Origin of the sequence: Microlunatus spumicola (assembly GCF_039536445.1) — a bacterium.
In the GTDB taxonomy this organism is placed as follows: Bacteria; Actinomycetota; Actinomycetes; order Propionibacteriales; family Propionibacteriaceae; genus Microlunatus; species Microlunatus spumicola.
The window spans coordinates 312586-330344 of sequence record NZ_BAAAYR010000005.1 but is presented as its reverse complement, the minus strand read 5'-3'; the positions used below and the strand labels follow the sequence as shown (position 1 = coordinate 330344).

General features: G+C 73.6%; 15 protein-coding genes. 6 read left to right on the top strand and 9 right to left on the bottom strand.

The genetic code is table 11. The features are described 5' to 3' along the window. The first annotated feature begins 33 nt into the window (after positions 1-33). On the top strand, positions 34-1320 hold the full coding sequence (gene mshA, locus ABD665_RS19425; protein ID WP_344742806.1) for a D-inositol-3-phosphate glycosyltransferase: 1287 nt from the start codon (positions 34-36) through the stop codon (positions 1318-1320). Between the two features lie 37 nt (positions 1321-1357). On the opposite strand, the gene ABD665_RS19420 is transcribed toward mshA, so the two are convergent. From ABD665_RS19420 to ABD665_RS19410, 3 genes are all read right to left on the bottom strand, one after another. Then, the gene (locus ABD665_RS19420) at positions 1358-1897 is read right to left on the bottom strand and encodes a universal stress protein (protein ID WP_204911273.1); all 540 of its coding nucleotides are present in this window, start codon (positions 1895-1897) and stop codon (positions 1358-1360) included. Positions 1898-1916: 19 nt separating this feature from the next. Then, on the bottom strand, positions 1917-3389 hold the full coding sequence (locus ABD665_RS19415; RefSeq protein WP_344742804.1) for an MFS transporter: 1473 nt from the start codon (positions 3387-3389) through the stop codon (positions 1917-1919). Between the two features lie 137 nt (positions 3390-3526). Then, positions 3527-6496 carry a bifunctional [glutamine synthetase] adenylyltransferase/[glutamine synthetase]-adenylyl-L-tyrosine phosphorylase gene (locus tag ABD665_RS19410; RefSeq protein ID WP_344742815.1) on the bottom strand — a complete coding sequence of 990 codons (2970 nt, stop codon included), beginning with the start codon at positions 6494-6496 and terminating at the stop codon, positions 3527-3529. A 111-nt stretch (positions 6497-6607) separates the two neighbouring features. Between ABD665_RS19410 and ABD665_RS19405 the strand changes: the two genes are divergently transcribed. Further along, positions 6608-7414, top strand: coding sequence for a sterol carrier family protein (locus tag ABD665_RS19405; protein WP_204911272.1), 807 nt, complete (start codon positions 6608-6610; stop codon positions 7412-7414). A 233-nt stretch (positions 7415-7647) separates the two neighbouring features. Here ABD665_RS19405 and glnA read toward each other — a convergent pair whose 3' ends face one another. From glnA to ABD665_RS19390, 3 genes are all read right to left on the bottom strand, one after another. Then, positions 7648-8985, bottom strand: coding sequence for a type I glutamate--ammonia ligase (gene glnA / locus ABD665_RS19400; protein WP_204911271.1), 1338 nt, complete (start codon positions 8983-8985; stop codon positions 7648-7650). Between the two features lie 65 nt (positions 8986-9050). Then, positions 9051-10229, bottom strand: coding sequence for a serine hydrolase (locus ABD665_RS19395; RefSeq protein WP_204911270.1), 1179 nt, complete (start codon positions 10227-10229; stop codon positions 9051-9053). A gap of 34 nt (positions 10230-10263) precedes the next feature. Beyond that, positions 10264-11082 (bottom strand): SDR family oxidoreductase, encoded by an 819-nt coding sequence (locus ABD665_RS19390; protein WP_204911269.1) that lies wholly within the window; start codon positions 11080-11082, stop codon positions 10264-10266. Positions 11083-11167: 85 nt separating this feature from the next. Between ABD665_RS19390 and ABD665_RS19385 the strand changes: the two genes are divergently transcribed. After that, complete coding sequence (locus tag ABD665_RS19385; protein WP_204911268.1) at positions 11168-12019, top strand: MmyB family transcriptional regulator; 852 nt, start codon at positions 11168-11170, stop codon at positions 12017-12019. Between the two features lie 8 nt (positions 12020-12027). Here the strand turns inward: ABD665_RS19385 and ABD665_RS19380 are convergent, their stop codons facing one another. After that, complete coding sequence (locus ABD665_RS19380) at positions 12028-12756, bottom strand: hypothetical protein (RefSeq protein ID WP_204911267.1); 729 nt, start codon at positions 12754-12756, stop codon at positions 12028-12030. Between the two features lie 130 nt (positions 12757-12886). Here ABD665_RS19380 and ABD665_RS19375 point away from each other — a divergent pair, with 130 nt between their 5' ends. Together ABD665_RS19375 and ABD665_RS19370 are read left to right on the top strand one after the other, a co-directional pair. After that, on the top strand, positions 12887-14926 hold the full coding sequence (locus tag ABD665_RS19375; protein ID WP_204911266.1) for an NAD(+) synthase: 2040 nt from the start codon (positions 12887-12889) through the stop codon (positions 14924-14926). 53 nt (positions 14927-14979) lie between these two features. Then, a complete protein-coding gene (locus ABD665_RS19370) occupies positions 14980-15909 on the top strand; it encodes a DUF2510 domain-containing protein (protein WP_204911265.1) in 930 nt (309 codons plus the stop codon). A 63-nt stretch (positions 15910-15972) separates the two neighbouring features. Here ABD665_RS19370 and ABD665_RS19365 read toward each other — a convergent pair whose 3' ends face one another. Both ABD665_RS19365 and ABD665_RS19360 read right to left on the bottom strand, forming a co-directional pair. Further along, positions 15973-16824, bottom strand: a complete 852-nt coding sequence (locus ABD665_RS19365; RefSeq protein ID WP_204911264.1) for a transglutaminase domain-containing protein — start codon at positions 16822-16824, stop codon at positions 15973-15975. After that, the gene (locus ABD665_RS19360) at positions 16821-17108 is read right to left on the bottom strand and encodes a hypothetical protein (protein WP_204911263.1); all 288 of its coding nucleotides are present in this window, start codon (positions 17106-17108) and stop codon (positions 16821-16823) included. The genes ABD665_RS19365 and ABD665_RS19360 overlap by 4 nt, the downstream gene beginning before the upstream one ends. Before the next feature lie 155 nt (positions 17109-17263). Between ABD665_RS19360 and ABD665_RS19355 the strand changes: the two genes are divergently transcribed. Next, a complete protein-coding gene (locus tag ABD665_RS19355; protein ID WP_204911262.1) occupies positions 17264-17656 on the top strand; it encodes an SRPBCC family protein in 393 nt (130 codons plus the stop codon). The last annotated feature ends 103 nt before the right edge of the window (positions 17657-17759 follow it).

Here is a 17759-nt window from a genome sequence, read left to right as displayed (position 1 = left end):
TCCCCGACCGGCGGACAGACGGGAACCGACGGCGTGGACGTGTCCGTCGACTACCCGCGGCGCGTCGCCATGATCAGCCTCCACACCTCACCGCTGGCTGTGCCGGGCGTCGGCGACGCCGGCGGGCTCAACGTCTACGTCAACGAGGTCGCCCGCCGCCTCGGCGAGCGCGGCCTGCACGTCGACGTCTTCACCCGCGACGACGGGACCGCCCCGGCCGAGGTCGTCGAGGTCAGCGAGAACCTCCGCGTCGTCCACGTCCCCGCCGGACCCCGCGCGGTCGTGGCGAAGGAGCAGCTCCCCGACCTCGTGCCCGAGTTCGCCGCGCGGCTGGAGTCGCGGGCGTCGGCGTACGACCTCGTGCACAGCCACTACTGGCTGTCCGGGATGGCCGGCCTCGCCCTGCGCCGCAGCCACGGGCTGCCGCTCGTCCACACGATGCACACGATGGCGCGGGTCAAGAACGGCGCGCGTCCGGCGGCCGGCCCGACGGAACCCGACCTCCGCGCGCTCGGGGAGTCGCAGATCGTCTTCGGTGCCGAGACGCTCACGGCCAACACCACCGACGAGGCGGCCGACCTCGTCCGCGCGTACGGCGCGAGCCCCGACAAGATCGCGGTGGTGCCGCCCGGGGTCGACCTGCACACCTTCCACCCCTGCGACCAGCAGCAGTCGCGCGAGCTGCTCGGCGTCGACCCCGAGGTCCAGGTGGTCCTCTTCGTCGGCCGCATCCAGCCGCTCAAGGCGCCCGACGTGCTCATCCGCGCCGTCGCCCGCCTCGTCGAGCGCGAGCCGCGCCGGCGCGAGCGCCTGCGCCTGATCGTGATCGGCAGCGCCAGCGGGCCCGACGCCGGCTGGTCCGGCACGCTCGCCCCGCTGGCGGCGGAGCTGGGGGTCGGCGACCTCGTCGAGTTCCGTCCGCACGCGGAGCGCTCGGAGCTGTTCCGCTACTACTGCGTCTCCGACGTGGTGGGTGTCCCCTCCTACAGCGAGTCCTTCGGCCTCGTCGCGCTCGAGGCCCAGGCCTGCGGGCGGCCGGTGGTCGCGACCGACGCGGGCGGCTTGCGGCACGCGGTGCACGACGGGCACACCGGCCGGCTCGTCGAGGGCCACGACGCCGACGACTGGGCCGACGCCCTCGCCGAGATGCTCGACCACCCCGCCGAACGCGTCCGCCTCGGCGCCAACGCCGCCGCCCACGCCTCCCGGTTCAGCTGGTCGACGACCGCGGCGGCCACGCTCGAGGCGTACGGCGAGGCCCTCCGTGCGGCCCGCCGCCGCGCCTTCATCACCGGCGCCTGGTTCGAGCGCGGTCGCTGACCCCGCTCACCCCGACGAGCCATGAGCTCCGACCGCGCTAGCGGGACAGGGGCCGCTGGTAACCCGGACGTCCGGCGGTGGCCGCGGCCGTGAGGACGTTCCGGCCGACGGCGCCGGCGACCCGGCTCAGGACCGACGGCGGTTCGCCGGAGATGTGCGGCGGCATGACCACGACCGGGCAGGACGCGGCGTAGACCAGCCGGTGCGCGAACATCGGCCCCGCGAGCAGCTGCCGGGGCGCGTCGACCACGAGCAGGTCGGCGTCCTCCGCCGCCTTGAGCAGGACGGCGTACTTGCTGCCGCGCACGAGCCGGAGCTCGACGCCGTGGTCCTCCCCGAGGGTCGCGGCCACGTCGCGCTGGAGCGCGGCGCGGGCCTCGGCCTCGATCTCCTCGGCCCGCGAGATCCGGCCGGCCGGGGTGCCCGACGGGGTCGCCTGCGGGTTGGGCAGGCGCCAGGCCCGGACCGCGACGAGCCGGCCGTCACTGCCGGCCTGGGCCCGCCCCCAGTCGAGCGCGGTGGGCGACTTCGACGTGGCGCTGACGCCGACGACGACGGTGTAGGGACGTGCAGCCATTCTCCCGGCTCCTTCCGGTCTAGACGGGCAGCTTGGTCAGCTGGTTGCCGTGCTCGTCGTACGTGCTGAGCGGCGGGGCGATGTCCTCCAGCGCCTTGCCCTCGGCGTCGACGCCGAACTTGAAGGCCACCAGACCGCCGATCAGCATGATCAGCGAGGCACCGATGTAGCCCCAGGTGAGCGGGCCGCGCTCGCTGCCGCCGCCGATGAGGGCGCCGAAGATCAGCGGCCCGATCGAGCCGAAGATCTGGGCGATCGAGAAGAAGTACGAGATCGCCTGCCCGCGCACCTCGAGCGGGAAGATCTCCGACACGGTCAGGTAGCCCGCGGACGCACCGGCGGAGGCGAAGAAGAACGACAGGCACCAGAGCGCGGTGTGCGTCCCCGCCGAGAGCAGGTCGGCCTGGAAGAGCAGCGCCGAGACGAACAGCACGGCCGCCGCGATGCTGTACGAGCCGCCGATCATCTTGCGGCGCCCGATGGTGTCGAAGAACCGGCCGAGCAGCAGCGGCCCGAGCAGGTTGCCGATCGCGAAAGGGAAGAAGTAGAGCGCCGCGCTCGACGACGTCTTGCCGTAGAAGTTCTGCAGCACCAGCGACGACGTGAAGAAGATCGCGTTGTAGAGGAACGACTGCGTGATCATCAGCGTCAGGCCGAGGACCGTACGGGTCGGGTAGAGCTTGAAGAACACGTAGCGCAGCTGCTTGAACGTCACGCCCTCGTGCGCCTTGATCCACCAGCCCTGCGACTCCTCGAGGTGGGGCAGCTGCTGCCCGCGATCGCGCACCGACTGCTCGATGCCGGAGACGATGCGCTCGGCCTCCTCGCCGCGGCCGTGCGTGACGAGCCACCGCGGGCTCTCCGGGATGTGGCGGCGCAGGTAGATGATGAACAGGCCGAGGACCGGGCCGATGAAGAACGCGATGCGCCAGCCGATGTTCTCGGCGAAGCGGTCGGTGTCGAGCAGGTAGAAGCTGCCCAGCGAGCCGAGCACGGCCCCGCCCCAGTAGGTGCCGTTGATGGCCAGGTCGACCCGGCCGCGGTACTTGCCGGGCATCAGCTCGTCGATGGCGGAGTTGATCGCCGAGTACTCACCGCCGATGCCCATGCCGGCGATGAACCGGAAGACCCAGAGGAAGCCCATGTTGGGCGACAGCCCGGCGACGCCCGACCCGATCAGGTAGACGAGCAGCGTGATGATGAAGAGCCGCTTGCGCCCGAGCTTGTCGGTCAGCCGGCCGAAGAACAGGGCTCCGGCGACCTGGCCGAGCAGGTACACCGTGGCCGTGAAGCCGACCTGGGCGTCGGACATCCCGAGGTCCTTGGCGTAGCCCGCGGAGGCGACGATCTGGATCTCCAGGCCGTCGAGGATCCAGGCGGTGCCGAGCCCGAAGATGACCATCCAGTGGAACCTGGACCACGGCATCTTGTCCATCCGCACCGGGACGAGGCTCCGTACGGGCCTCTCCTCCGCCTGCGCTGGTGATGTCATCGTCGGCACCTTCCGCTCGCACCCGGGGGAGCCTGGGGCTCCCTCATGTCGGACGGGAAGTTACTCCTGGTGCTTCCTCGTTCGTTGGGCGGCCTATACGTCGGGCCCGCGGAGGGTCGGGGAGCCGGCCGCCGACCTCAGCCCAGACCCCAGAAGACGCGGTCCACGACCGCCCGCGCACGCCGGGTCACGCGCCGGTAGTCGGCCAGCAGGTGCGACGACTCCCCCGGCCCGTAGCCGAGCAGCTCGGCCAGCGACGCGAGCTCGCGGGTGTCCGAGGGGATCGAGTCCGAGGCGCGGCCGCGCATGAGCATGATCGAGTTCCGGATCCGGCTGGCGAGGAGCCACGCCTCCTCGAGCTGGCCGGCGTCGAGCCCATCGATCAGGCCGGCCTCGCGTGCCGCCCGGAGCGCCACCATCGTGCGGGTCGACCGCAGCTCGGGCACCCGGTGCGCGTGCTGCAGCTGGAGGGTCTGCACCGTCCACTCGACGTCGGCGAGACCGCCCGGGCCGAGCTTGGTGTGGCGTTCCGGGTCGGCGCCGCGCGGCAGCCGCTCGGCCTCGACGCGGGCCTTGAGCTTGCGGATCTCGACGAGCTGGGCGTCGGTGAGCCCGCCCTCGGGCCAGCGGCGCCGGTCGATCTCGGCCATCAGCCCACCGCCGACCTCGGGGTCGCCGGCCAGCGCGTCGGCCCGGACGAGGGCCTGCAGCTCCCAGGTCGAGGACCAGCGCTGGTAGTAGTTCCGGTAGGCGGCGAGCGAGCGGATGAGCGCGCCACCCTTGCCCTCGGGCCGCAGGTCGGCGTCGACGGAGAGCGCGGGGTCCGCGCCCGGGCGGCTCAACAGCTTGCGCAGCAGCGCGATCACCGCGGCGGCGGTCTTCGTCGGGTCGCTCGCCTGCTCGCCCGCGACGACGTCCGCCATCACGAACATCGCGTCCGCGTCGGAGGCGTACGAGAGCTCTCGCCCGCCCCAGCGGCCCATGGCGATGACGGCGATCCGCGGCACCGGCTGGACGTCGGAGCCGGCGCGCACGATCTCCAGCGCGGCGTCGATCGTCGCCGACGTCACGTCGGTCAGCGCCTCGCCGACCTCGAGCACGTCGATCTCGCCGAGCACGTCCGCCGCGGCGACGCGGAACAGCTCGCGCCGCCGGATGGCGCGCACCGCCTCGACCGCGGCCGCGCTGTCGGACTGGCGGCGCGCGGCGGCGAGCATCTCGCTGCGGACCTCGGCCAGCGGGCGGGGCTGCAGCCGCGACTCCGAGGCGAGCATCTGCACGGTCTGCGGCGCCCGCGTCAGCAGCGAGACCGCGTAGCGGCTGCTGGCCAGGATCCGGGCCAGACGTTCCGCCATCGCGCCCTCGTCGCGCAACGCGCGGAGGTACCACGGGGTCGAGCCGAGCGCCTCGGACACCTGCCGGAACGCGAACAGGCCGGCGTCGGGGTTCGGCGCCTCGGCGAACCATCCGAGCATCGCCGGGAGCAGCTGGCGCTGGATGCCCGCCTGCCGGGTCACGCCCTGGCTGAGCGCCGCGATGTGGCGCAGCGCGGCCGCGGGGTCGTCGTAGCCCAGCGCCTGCAGCCGGTCCTCCGCCGAGCGCGTCGTCAGCCGCAGCTCGCTGGTGGGGATGCGGGCGACCGCCTCGAGCAGCGGCGAGTAGTAGAGCCGTTCGTGCAGGCGGCGGACGGCGGCCGCCACGTGCCGCCAGGTGGAGAGCAGCTCGGTCACCGGTTCCGGGTAGCCGAGCGAGCGCCCGATCCGGCGCAGGTCCTCCTCGGCCTCCGGCAGCACGTGCGTCCGCCGCAGCCGGAAGAGCTGGATGCGGTGCTCGAGCACGCGGAGGAAGCGGTACGCCAGCGTCAGCGTCTTGCCGTCCTCGCGGCCGACGTAGCCGCCCTCGACGAGGACCTTGAGGGCGGGCAGCGTGGCGCGTACGCGCAGCGACTCGTCGACCCGGCCGTGCACGAGCTGGAGCATCTGCACGGAGAACTCGACGTCGCGCAGACCGCCCTCCCCCAGCTTGAGCTCGCGCCCGGCGTCACGGGCGGGGATGTGGGCGACGACCCGGCGCCGCATCGCCTGGGTGTCGTGGACGAACCCCTCGCGCTCGGCCGCGCGCCAGACGTACGGGGAGACGACGCCGACGAACTCGGCCCCGAGCTCCAGGTCGCCGGCGGCCGGCCGGGCCTTGAGCATCGCCTGGAACTCCCACGTCTTGGCCCAGCGCTCGTAGTAGACGCGGTGGCTCGCGAGCGTCCGGACGAGCTGCCCGGCCTTGCCCTCCGGCCGCAGCGCGGCGTCGACCTCCCAGATCGTCCCGGCGGCGGTGTGGGCCGAGCAGATCCGGGTCATCTCCGCGGCCATCCGGGTGGTCAGGCTGACGGCGCGGTCGGTCGGGATGAGCGGTTCGCCGTCGGCGTCGCGCACCGGCTCGGCGACGAAGAGGACGTCGACATCGCTGAGGTAGTTCAGCTCCTGCGCGCCGGTCTTGCCGAGCGCGATCACCGCGAGGCGCGTCTGGGCCGCCTCCGGGCCGACCTTGGCCCGCGCGATGGACAGCGCCGCCTCCAGGGTCGCGTCGGCGAGGTCGGACAGCTCGTCGGCCACCCCGTCGACCGCCTCGATCGGCTCGGGCGCGCACAGGTCGCGGGCGGCGACCCGCAGCAGGGCGGCCCGGTAGGCCAGGCGCAGGCCGTCGCCCACCAGGTCCGTGGCGACCGGGGCGGGGTCGGCGGGGTCGGACCCCACCGCGCGCAGCAGCTCGGCCCGCAGGTCGGGGGCCGAGGTCCGGCTCAGCGGTCCGGCCAGGGCGTCGACCAGCTCGGGGTGCGAGACGAGGTGCTGGCCCAGCGCCATGCTCGCCCCGACCACCGCGACCAGGTGGGCGGCGAGCTGCCGGTCCTCGACCAGGCGGTCCAGCAGGTTCGCGTCGACGTCGTTCAGCCGGTCGAGCGTGGCGAGCGCGAGGTCGGGGTCGGCGGCCTGCCCGACGGTCCCGAGCAGCTGGAGCTGGTGCAGCGACCAGGAGGCCAGCAGGCGCTCGGCGGCGGCGGCGTCGGTGAACCCCCGACGCGCCAGCGCCCCCTGCGCCGTCTCGATCCTCATCACGGACGCGATGTTACGGACGTGGGTCGGCCGGGGCTGGTCGCGCGGGTAAGTTCCCCGCGCCTCGGGTACGTTCCCGAGCCTGTCCGACGGGCAGCGGAGCGGAGGATCGTGGCGCGTACGCGGAAGACGCCGGGCGAGGCCCTCGTCGAGCAGGGCTGGGCGGTGCACGACTGGCTCGCCGAGCTCGGGCCCGAGGCGTTCGGGCACCCCACGGTCCTGCCCGGCTGGGACGTCCACGCGCTGCTCGCGCACCTCGTCCAGCTCCTGGACGGGATGCTCGCGGACCTCCGTCGACCGACGCCCGAGGCCGCGTTCGCGAACGACGTGCTCGTCGCCCGCTACGCCGCCGGGGCGGCCCGGATCCAGGCCCGCGAGGTCGCGCTCGCCGCCGCGACCTCACCGGCGGAGCTGCTGGACCGGCTGGCCGGGATCGTCGGCACGGTCGAGGCGACCGTCGTCCCGGGAACGGGCCTGCCCACGACGGTCAGCAGCGCCGAAGGCCCCGTGACGCCGACCGACCTGATCGGCACCCGGGTCGTCGAGCTCGTGGTGCACGCCGACGACCTGTCGCGGACGTTCCCGGGACGCGAGCCCGTGCCGCTCGTGCGCCCCGCGCTCGGCGTCGCGTCCCGCACCCTCGCCGGGATCATGGCCGACCGCTACCCCGGACGTTCGGTGGAGGTGCGCATCCCGCCGTACGCCGCCGTGCAGTGCTCGGCCGTCCGCGGCGGCGTCCTTGATCCGGGACCCACCCACACCCGCGGCACCCCGCCGAACGTCGTCGAGACCGACGCCGTCACGTTCTTCCGCCTCTGCACCGGGCGCACGGCCTGGTCCGAGGCTCTGAGCTCCGGCGTCATCGCCGCGTCGGGTCTGCGCGCGGACCTGTCGGAGATGGTCCCGCTGCTGGGCTGAGCCCGACCGGTGCTCAGTTCCGACCCCTCGTTCGCGCCCGGCGCACCCGTCTGAGCGTGGGAGCAGACGGCGAGGCGCATCTCGGGGGCGGAATCGAGCACAGCGGCGAGGAGCCGGCCGGACGAGGAACGCCCCCTGAGCTCGTCGAAGGGCCTCGGAGAGGTCGGCTCAGCAGGAGGCCGACCCCTTCGGGGCCCTTCGACAGGCTCAGGGGGCGTACCGGGTCAGACGTCCTAGAGGACCGGGAGCAGCCGCTCGAGCTCCTGCGGCGTCACCTGGCGGCGGTACTCGTTGAACTCCGCGCGCTTATTGCGCAGGAAGAAGTCGAAGACGTGGTCACCCAGGGTCTCGGCGACCAGCTCGGAGCCCTCCATCGCGCGGATGGCCTCGTCGAGGTTGCGCGGCAGGGGCTCGATGCCCAGGGCCTGGCGCTCGCGCTCGGTGAGCGACCACACGTCGTCCTCGGCGCCGTCCGGCAGCTCGTACTCGCCCTCGATGCCGGCCAGGCCGGCGGCCAGGGTGACGGCGAAGGCCAGGTACGGGTTGGCCGCGGAGTCGATCGAGCGCAGCTCCACGCGGGCGGAGGACGCCTTGTTCGGCTTGTACATCGGCACGCGGACCAGCGCCGAGCGGTTGTTGCGGCCCCAGCAGATGTAGCTCGGCGCCTCGCCGCCGCCCGCCATCCGCTTGTAGGAGTTGACGAACTGGTTGGTCACGGCGCTGATCTCGGCGGCGTGCTTCAGCAGCCCGGCGATGAAGTGCCGTGCGACCTTGGACAGGTGGTTCTCGGCGCTGGCGTCGTAGAAGGCGTTGTTGTCGCCCTCGAAGAGCGACATGTGCGTGTGCATCGCCGAGCCCGGCCAGTCGGTGGCGGGCTTGGGCATGAAGGAGGCGTGGATGCCCTGGCTGAGCGCGACCTCCTTGACGACCGTCCGGAACGTCATGATGTTGTCCGCGGTCGACAGCGCGTCGGCGTAGCGCAGGTCGATCTCCTGCTGCCCCGGCCCGGCCTCGTGGTGGGAGAACTCGACCGAGATCCCCATCTGCTCGAGCATCGTGATCGCCTTGCGACGGAAGTCGCTGCCGGTGCTCTGCGGGGTGTGGTCGAAGTAGCCCGAACGGTCGACCGGGACCGGCGTCTCGTTGGTCGGCAGCGGGTCCTTGAAGAGGTAGAACTCGACCTCGGGGTGCGTGTAGAAGGTGAAGCCGAGGTCGGCCGCCTTGCCCAGCGCCCGCTTGAGCACGTAGCGCGGGTCGGCGTAGCTCGGGGAGCCGTCGGGCATCGAGATGTCGCAGAACATCCGCGCCGTCGCCGGGTTCGTGTCGCGCCAGGGCAGGATCTGGAACGTCGACGGGTCGGGGTGGGCGATCATGTCCGACTCGTAGACCCGGGCGAAGCCCTCGACGGCCGAACCGTCGAAGCCCATGCCCTCCGCGAAGGCGCCCTCGAGCTCGGCGGGCGCGATGGCGACCGACTTCAGGAAGCCCAGGACGTCCGTGAACCACATCCGGACGAACCGCACGTCACGCTCTTCGATGGCGCGGAGCACGAACTCCGTCTGCTTGTCCACCGGGTCAGTGTGCCTGCCCCGCCGTAACACTCAGGTTACGGTCGCGGGCCCGTCCGGGGCCCTCCTCAGAGGCAGGCGAGGACGGCGTCGGTCAGGCGCTTCCAGCGGGGGTCCCCGCCCGCGCCGATGTTCCGCATCCGGCTGCAGACGTAGCCGAACCCGAGGCCGTGCTCGGGGTCGGCCAGCCCCAGCCGACCGCCCGCGCCGGTGTGGCCGTACGAGCCCGGCCCGAAGCCCGGCATGCTCGGCGAGGCCAGCTGGTAGCCCAGCCCGAAGCGGATGTCCGGGCCCGCCGTGCCGCTCTCGACCAGCGTCTCGACGTGGTCCGTCCGGGGCGCCGTCACGCGGGCGCGGGTCACCTCGGAGTAGAGCTGCACGCCGTTCACCGGCTGCAGCGTCGCCGCGTACATGGTGGCCAGCGAGCGGGCGTCGGTGATCGCGCCGACCGCTGGCCGCTCGGCGCCGTAGTGCGCGCGGACCTCCTCGAGGTCGGCGAAGTCCGGGTCCATCGGCGGGTTCTCGGCCAGGAACCGCTGGCGCTGCTCCGCGTACGAGCCCGGCTCGGGGGCCGTCCCGGCGTCGGGGGCCATGGGGCCGACGTCCTCCCAGCGGCCGGGGATGACGCGACCGTCGAGGCGGGACGGCAGGCCGATCCACATGTCCAGGCCGAGCGGCTCGGCGACGAGCACCCGGAGGTGCTCGCTGATCGACGAACCGGTCGCCCGCCGCACGATCTCGTCGAGCAGGGTGCCGTAGCTGACCGGGTGGTAGGCCATCGCGAGGCCCGGCTCCCACAGCGGGTTCGCCCGGGCGAAGGCCTCCGCGACGGCGGGCCCGCGGTGCAGGTCGAGCCCCTTGAGGCCGGTGCCGAGCGGCGGGTACGGCAGGCCCGCCAGGTGCGCCGCGACCATCCCGACGGTGGTGCCGGCCTTGCCGCCCGCCGCGAACTCCGGCCAGTAGCGCGTGACGAGGGCGTCCGGGTCCACCTCGCCGCGCTCCACGAGCACGGCCAGCACGGTCGCCGTGATGCCCTTGCTGCACGACGCCACCATCATCAGCGCGTCGTCCGGCATGGGGCGGCCGAGCACGACGTCGGTCCCGCCCCACAGGTCCGCCACCACGACACCGTCGTGGAGCACGGTCACCGCGGCCGCGTCCTCGCCCGGGTCGTCGAAGTTCCGGAGGAACGCGTCGGCCACCGGGCCGAAGCCCTCGGCGACCTCGCCGGAGACGGAGTCAGGCATCTCGGCAGGCTAGCGGGGCGGGACCCCGTACGGCTCAGGCACCCGCACCCCCGTCGACGGGGATGATCGCGCCCGTCACCATCGACGCGCGGTCGCTGAGCAGCCAGGCCGCGACCTCGGCGACCTCGCGGGGCTCGGCCATCCGGCCGAGGGGGACGGAGGCGTTGATCGCGTCGACGATGCCCGGGGTCGCCGCCTCCCAGGCGTCGATCATCTCCGTGGCGGTGCCGCCCGGCGTGATGCCGTTGACGCGGACGCCGTAGGGCGCCCAGGTGACGGCCGCGGTCTCGGTGATGCTGTTGAGCGCGCGCTTCATGGCCCCGTACGCGGGCAGCGCCGGGTTCGCCCGCCGGCTGCCGATGCTCGACGTGTTGACGATCGCGCCGCCGCCGGTCCGGCGCATGAGCGCGAGCTCGGCGTTCATGGCGGTCCAGTGCGCGCGGAAGTTCACGACGAACTGCCGGTCGACGTCCTCCTCGCTCGTGGTCTCGAGCGGGCCCGGCTGCTGGATGACGGCGCCGTTGTTGAAGGCCCCGTCCAGACGCCCGTGCAGCGCGTCGACCTGGTCGACGGCCCGCCGGATGCTCTCCGGGTCGGCCAGGTCCAGGCCGACGGCGTCCGCCGTCCCGCCCGAGGCCCGGACCTCGGCGACGACGCGGTCGAGGGCGTCCACCCCGCGGGCGGCGAGCACCACCGACGCCCCCTCGGCGGCGAAGAGGTGTGCGGCGGCCGCGCCGATCCCCCGGCTCGCGCCGGTGATCAGCACCACCTTGCCGGCCAGGAGGCCGAGGGGCGCGCGTCGGAGGTCGGAGGTCGAGGAGGTGGCGGAGGAGGTGGTCGGTGTGGTGGTCATGCTCGAAGCGTGGTTCGCGCGACCGGCCCCAACCAGGTACGAGCGGTACCAGGCTGGCGCCGCCGGCAGCGGCCAGACTGGGGACGTGGACAGGGTCGAGCTCGGGACGTTCCTCCGCAGCCGGCGGGAGCGGCTGCGGCCGGAGGACGTCGGCCTGCCCTCCGGCACGCGCCGCAGGACCTCCGGGCTGCGGCGCGAGGAGGTGGCGGTCCTCGCCCACATCTCCATCGAGTACTACGTGCGTCTCGAGCAGGGGCGGGCGCCACGACCGTCCGGCGAGGTCCTGGCCGGGATCGCGGACGCCCTGCGCCTGACCGCGGCCGAGTCCGCCCACCTGCACCTGCTGGCGGGCACGGCCCCGAGCCGCACCGGGCTGCACCGGCGCGACGTCCGGCCGAGCATCCTGGCCCTGCTCGAACGGCTGCCGCAGACGGCCGGCTTCGTCGTCTCGGCCGCGTTCGAGGTCCTGGCCTGGAACGACCTCGCCGCCGCCCTCATGGAGGACTTCGGCCCGCTCCACCCCGACGACCGGAACCTCGCCCGCCGGGCGTTCCTGGGGTCCACCCGCTCGGCCGCCGGCCTCTACGGCGTCTCCGACCCGAGCGAGTTCCAGCACGACGTCGTGGTGCAGCTGCGCACCACCGCCGCCCGCTACCCGACCGACCCGGTCGTGGCCCGGCTCGTCCACGACCTCCGTACGGGCAGCGACACGTTCGCCCGGCTCTGGGAACAGCACGACGTCCAGGCGCCGCCGACGCTGCGCAAGACCTTCCACCACCCGGTCGTCGGCCCCGTCACCGTCGACTGCGACGCGCTGGCGCTCGACGAGCGCGACCAGCACCTGGTCCTCTACAGCGCGGCCGTCGGCTCCCATGACGGCGAGGCCCTGGCGCTGCTCGGCGTGCTCGGGCCGCAGGGCGTCGCCGCCGCGCTCTGACGCCGCGCTCAGCTGTCGCCGAGGACCGCCTCGACAGGCAGGTCGCGCTCGACTAGACGGTCGGCCACCTCGTCCAGGCTGAGGCCGTGGCTGTAGGCCCAGCCGCGCAGCGTGGCCAGCGCGTCCAGGTCGTCCTGCTCGGAGCTGCCCACGACCATGCCGACCGCGGTCCAGACGGCGACGCGTCCGACGGCAGGGTCCTCCGTCAGCCAGTCCGGCACCCCGACCTCCTCGTCGTAGAGCCGGGCGAACGCCCCGGACAGCATCACGGCGATCGGCTCGGCCACGCTCGCGGTGAGGTCGGGCAGGGCCAGCGTCGGCGTGAGACCGGCCTCGTCCGCGTAGAGGTCCAGCGCCCCGAACGGTGCGTCGTCGCCGACGCTCAGCGGGATCGAGGCGACCGACCGGAACGAGGTGAGGCGCTGCAGCTCGCCCCAGTAGACGGGCCACCGGTCGGCGATCACCCGCTCGCCGGCGGCCAGGGCGGAACCGGCCTCCGCGGCCGAGAGGCAGGGCCCGGTGCCCACCGTCGTCTGCGCCCGCTCGGCGACCCCGACCGCCGGGCTGCTCCAGCCGAGCGGCACGCGGAGCGACTTCTGCACCAGGCTGATGCCGGCGCCGTCGACCGGCAGGACGTCCACGCACGCCTCGCACATCAACGACGGGTTCACGTCGACGGACCGGCTCGACAGGACCCGCTCCGACACCGCCCCGAGGTAGTCCTTCTTCAGCCTCACGCCGTCCCACCCTCCTGCCGCACGACACCCAGGTCTTCCCTCTACCCGCCCGCACCCTCACGAACCGCCGCACGCCGAGTCCCCCGACCGCCGAACCGTCGACCGGGGGCGCGGCTGAGAGACTGGGGCCGTGGAATTCGCCTCGATCTACGACCAGGGGTTCGTCCGCGTCGCCGCGTGCGTGCCGGCCGTCGCCATCGCGGAGCCCCGGGTGAACGCGGCCTCCGTCGCCGAGCTGCTGCGGGCGTGCGCGGACGAGGGCGTGGGGGTCGCCGTCTTCCCCGAGCTCGCGCTGACGGGCTACTCGATCGAGGACCTGCTGCTGCAGGAGGCGGTGCTCGACGAGGTGGAGGTGGCCGTCGCCGACCTCGTCGCGGCCTCGGTCGACCTGACGACCGTCTGCGTCGTCGGCGCCCCGCTGCGCCACGGCAACCGGCTGCTGAACTGCGCCGTCGTGATCCACCGCGGCGTCGTGCTGGGCGTGGCGCCGAAGTCCTACCTGCCGACCTACCGCGAGTTCTACGAGCGCCGGCACTTCGCGCCCGGCGACGACCGTCGCGGGGCGTCGACGACGCTGGCGGGCCAGACCGTGCCGCTCGGGCCCGACCTGCTCTTCACCGCCTCCGACGTGCCGGGCCTGACGTTCCACGTCGAGGTGTGCGAAGACCTGTGGGTGCCCGTCGCCCCGAGCGCGGAGGCCGCCCTGGCCGGCGCCACGCTGCTGCTGAACCTCTCCGGCAGCCCGATCACGGTCGGCCGGGCGGAGGACCGCCGCCTGCTGGTCCGGTCCCAGTCCTCGCGCTGCCTCGCCGCGTACGTCTACACGGCGGCCGGCCCGGGCGAGTCGAGCACCGACCTGTCGTGGGACGGCCAGACGATGGTCTACGAGCTGGGCCAGCTGCTGGCCGAGACCGACCGCTTCCCCGACGGGCCGCGCCGGGCCGTGGCCGACGTCGACCTGCTCCGGCTCCGGCAGGAACGGGTCCGGCAGGGCACGTTCGACGACAACCGGCGCACCCTCGCGGCCAGGGCCGGCGACTTCCGCACGGTCACCTTCACGCTCGACCCGCCGCGCGTCGACCTCGGGCTGCGGCGGAGCCTGGACCGGTTCCCGTTCGTGCCCGACGACGCCGACCGGCTGGCCCTCGACTGCTACGAGGCGTACAACATCCAGGTCACGGCCCTCACCCAGCGCCTCGTCGCGATCGGCAACCCGCGGATCGTCATCGGCGTCTCGGGCGGGCTCGACTCCACCCACGCACTGATGGTCGCCGCGAAGGCGATGGACCGGCTCGGGCGGCCGCGGACCGACATCCTCACGTTCACGATGCCGGGGTTCGCGACGAGCGCGGCGACGAAGGACAGCGCGACCCACCTGTCGCTCGCGCTCGGGACGACCTTCGCCGAGCTCGACATCCGCCCGGCCGCCGAGAAGATGCTCCACGACATGGACCACCCGTTCGCCGACGGGCACCCGGTCTACGACGTGACCTTCGAGAACGTCCAGGCCGGCCTGCGCACCGACTACCTCTTCCGGCTGGCCAACCAGCGCAACGGCATCGTGCTCGGCACCGGCGACCTGTCCGAGCTCGCGCTCGGCTGGTGCACGTACGGCGTCGGCGACCAGATGTCGCACTACGCCGTCAACGCCGGCGTCCCCAAGACGCTGATCCAGCACCTGATCCGGTGGGCGATCGGCAACGGCGAGTTCGACGCGGAGACCAACCGCGTGCTCAGCACGATCCTGGCCCAGGAGATCAGCCCCGAGCTCGTGCCGGTCGCCGAGGGCGAGCGGCCGCAGAGCACGGAGGCCAAGATCGGCCCGTACGCGCTGCAGGACTTCACGCTGTTCCACGTGCTGCGCTACGGCTTCCCGCCGAGCCGGATCGCCTTCCTCGCCGCCCACGCCTGGTCCGACGCCGGGACGGGCGCCTGGCCGCCCGGCTACGACGGGGTGCGAACGGCGTACGACCTGCCGACGATCCGGCACTGGCTGACCGTGTTCTGCCAGCGGTTCTTCGGCACGAGCCAATTCAAGCGGTCGGCGATCCCCAACGGCCCGAAGGTCGTCGCCGGCGGCGCCCTGTCCCCGCGCGGGGAGTGGCGGGCGCCCTCCGACGGGAACGCACGGGCCTGGCTCGCCGAGCTCGAGCGGAACGTCCCCGCCTGACGGACCGGCGCGGGACGACGGGCATCGGCGCGCGGCGGCACTAACGTGAGCGCGTGCCCCTGTCCGGCTGGTATCCCGACCCGGGTGGGCGCCCGGGCCACTACCGCTACTGGGACGGGCAGAGCTGGGCGGAGACCACCTCCACCAGCCCCGGCGGACCTCCCGGTCCCGACCGCGGGGCACAGTCACGGTCTCCGCGCCGCGGGCGCGCCCGGTGGGGCATCGTCCTCGCCGCCGTCGCGGCCGTGCTGGTGCTGGTCGTCGTCGGGGCGCTGGTCGTCCGGGACGCCGGCCGGCAGACCGCCGACGGAGGTCCGGCGCCCTCCGTCACGTCAGGCGGCGCCGATGCCTCCCCGAACGCGGAACCGACCCCCGACGAACCCTCCGCCGTCGACCCGACGCCCGTCCCGAGCGAGACCGCCAGCGCAGCCCCCAGCCCGAGCGGACCGCCGTGCCCGGTCGGCAACCCCTTCTCGCGCCAGGACTACGAGCGCGACGACCGGGTGCACGGCGGCGGCCTGTCCTTCCCCCGGCAGCCCGGCTGGCAGGACCCCGGCCCCCAGGCCAGCGCGTTCACCTGGGCCTACGACCTGGGCGAGACCGACATCCAGCTGGACCAGACCCGGTTCGCCTCGTACGCCGTGGGCGCCGTCTCCGTGGCCGACGGCTTCGAGGACCCGCGGACGGCCGCCGAGCTGATGCTGCGGTGCACCGTCGCGTCGGCGCTCTACAGCAACGTCTCCGGCACCACGACCCTCGTCGACGAGGAGACCACGGTCGACGGCTACCGGGCCTGGACGCTCCGCACGGAGGTCCGCGCCTACGACGCCCGCACGAGCTACCAGGGCGACACCGTGCAGATCGTCGTCGTGGACCTCGACTCCCCCGAGGCGCTCGCCTTCTTCTGGGGGTCGGCCCCGATCGGTAGCGACGCCTTCACCGCCCGGCTCGACCAGGCCGTCGAGCAGCTCCAGGTCGGCTGATCCACGAGGGGGGACGACCCCCGCACCCCGAGGGGTTCCGCTTACCGGCGCTCGTGGGACCGGTCAGGCGAGGGCGGCCTCCCGCGGGACGCCCGCCTCCTCGGCCACCACGGTCATCCGCTGCAGCCACGGCGCACCGTAGGTCGTCGCCATGGCGACGTCGCCCGCGTCCCGGCCGCGGCCGATCAGCACCCTGCCCTTGCGCTGCGCGTTGTTGCGCGGGTCGAAGGTGAACCAGCGGCCCCCGAGGTAGACCTCCATCCACGCCGCGAAGTCCATCGGGCTCGGCGACACGGCCACGTCGATCTCCGGCAGGTAGCCGAAGACGTAGCGCGCCGGGATGTTCAGCGCCCGGCAGAGCGAGACCGCCAGGTGCGTGAAGTCGCGGCAGACGCCGTAGCCGGCCGCGTGCACGTCGGCGGCGGTGCTACGCGCGTTGCTGCTCCCGTACTGGAACGTCAGGTGGGAGTTCACGTAGTCGCAGATCGCCTGGACGCGGGTGTAGCCCCGCGGCAGCTGACCGAAGCGGTTCCACGCCTCCGCGCCGAGGACGTCCGGCAGGCAGTAGCGGCTGGGCAGGGTGAAGATCAGGACGTCGTCGGGCAGGTCCTCCGGCGCCAGCTCCTCCGCGCTCTCGTCGACCTCCTCGGTCGCGTCGGGCACGGTCACCAGCGCCGAGTACTGCAGAGTCGACTGACCCGCCGGGATCGTGAGCCGCCGGCACAGGTTGTCGTAGAGGTCGTGGTAGACGTGCGTCGACTGGTCCGGGACCGAGGTCCAGGTCTCGTCGTGCACCACCACGTCCTGGCCGGGCGCGGGCTCGACCTGGAACACGGCCGGGACGTCGTACGCCGAGGAGTGGACGAACTCGCAGCCGATCCGGACCTCGCGGGTCCCCGGGTCGCCCGGGCTCACGCGGAGGTGGCGGAGGTCGTACCCGGCGCGGCGTCGGGCTTCGGCGCCTCGGCGACGGCGTCCGCCGCGCTGTTCACGACGTTCGCGATCGGGTCGGGCAGCGAGCCGGTGTTCTTCTTGACCTCGGCGGCCACCTTCGCCGCGGCGTCCTGCGCCTGCTGGCTGTGGGCGAGGTCGTTCGCGCGGGCCTTGAGCTGCTCGTACTTCTCGCGTCCGGCGCGCGTGCCCAGGACGTATCCGATGCCACCCGCGACCGCGGCCACCAGGACTGTCTTCGCCTTCATCTGCTCCTCGATCCTTCGCCGTGCAGGGCCGCCGTAGAGCGGGTTGGCGGAAGCCTACGGTGGAGACCGACCGGGGCTCAGGGCAGCCCGGGGCCGAAACGTGGCGGTAACGCGCCGCGGGTGCCCGTCGGTCGCCAGCAGAGAGAGGTGGGCCGGTGGGCGGCGCCGTACGACGCGTGGAGGTCACCGGGCCGGCCCGGCCCGACGTCGCCTGGGAGCGCTACGCCTCCCTCGCGGCCTGGCCGACCTGGGCGCCGCAGATCCGCTCCGTCGAGGCCGACGGACCCCGGCTCGCGGTGGGCCGCACGGGCACGGTGCACGCGCTCGGCGGGCTCCGCGTGCCGTTCGTCGTCACGGCCGTCGACGCCGAGGCCCGGACCTGGAGCTGGCTCGCCCGCGTCGGCCCGCTCGCCCTGACCCTCCACCACGACCTGACGCCCGACCCGGACGGCACCCGCGCCGGCCTGGTCCTCGAGGGCCCCGCCCTCGTCGTCGCGACGTACGGCCCCCTCACCCGCCCCTCCCTCGCCCGCCTCGTGGGCGCCTGAGCAGCAGGTAGGCGTAACGCCCCCTGAGCCTGTCGAAGGGCTGAGCGAACGCCCCCTGAGCCTGTCGAAGGGCCTCGAAGAGGTCGGCTCCTGCTACCTGCCC

Coding starts and splice junctions, on each gene's coding strand:
- ABD665_RS19420 (WP_204911273.1), bottom strand. CDS start 1,897: ATGGCTGCACGTCCCTACACCGTCGTCGTCGGCGTCAGCGCCACGTCG.
- ABD665_RS19415 (WP_344742804.1), bottom strand. CDS start 3,389: ATGACATCACCAGCGCAGGCGGAGGAGAGGCCCGTACGGAGCCTCGTC.
- ABD665_RS19410 (WP_344742815.1), bottom strand. CDS start 6,496: ATGAGGATCGAGACGGCGCAGGGGGCGCTGGCGCGTCGGGGGTTCACC.
- ABD665_RS19395 (WP_204911270.1), bottom strand. CDS start 10,229: ATGCCTGACTCCGTCTCCGGCGAGGTCGCCGAGGGCTTCGGCCCGGTG.
- ABD665_RS19390 (WP_204911269.1), bottom strand. CDS start 11,082: ATGACCACCACACCGACCACCTCCTCCGCCACCTCCTCGACCTCCGAC.
- ABD665_RS19360 (WP_204911263.1), bottom strand. CDS start 17,108: ATGAAGGCGAAGACAGTCCTGGTGGCCGCGGTCGCGGGTGGCATCGGA.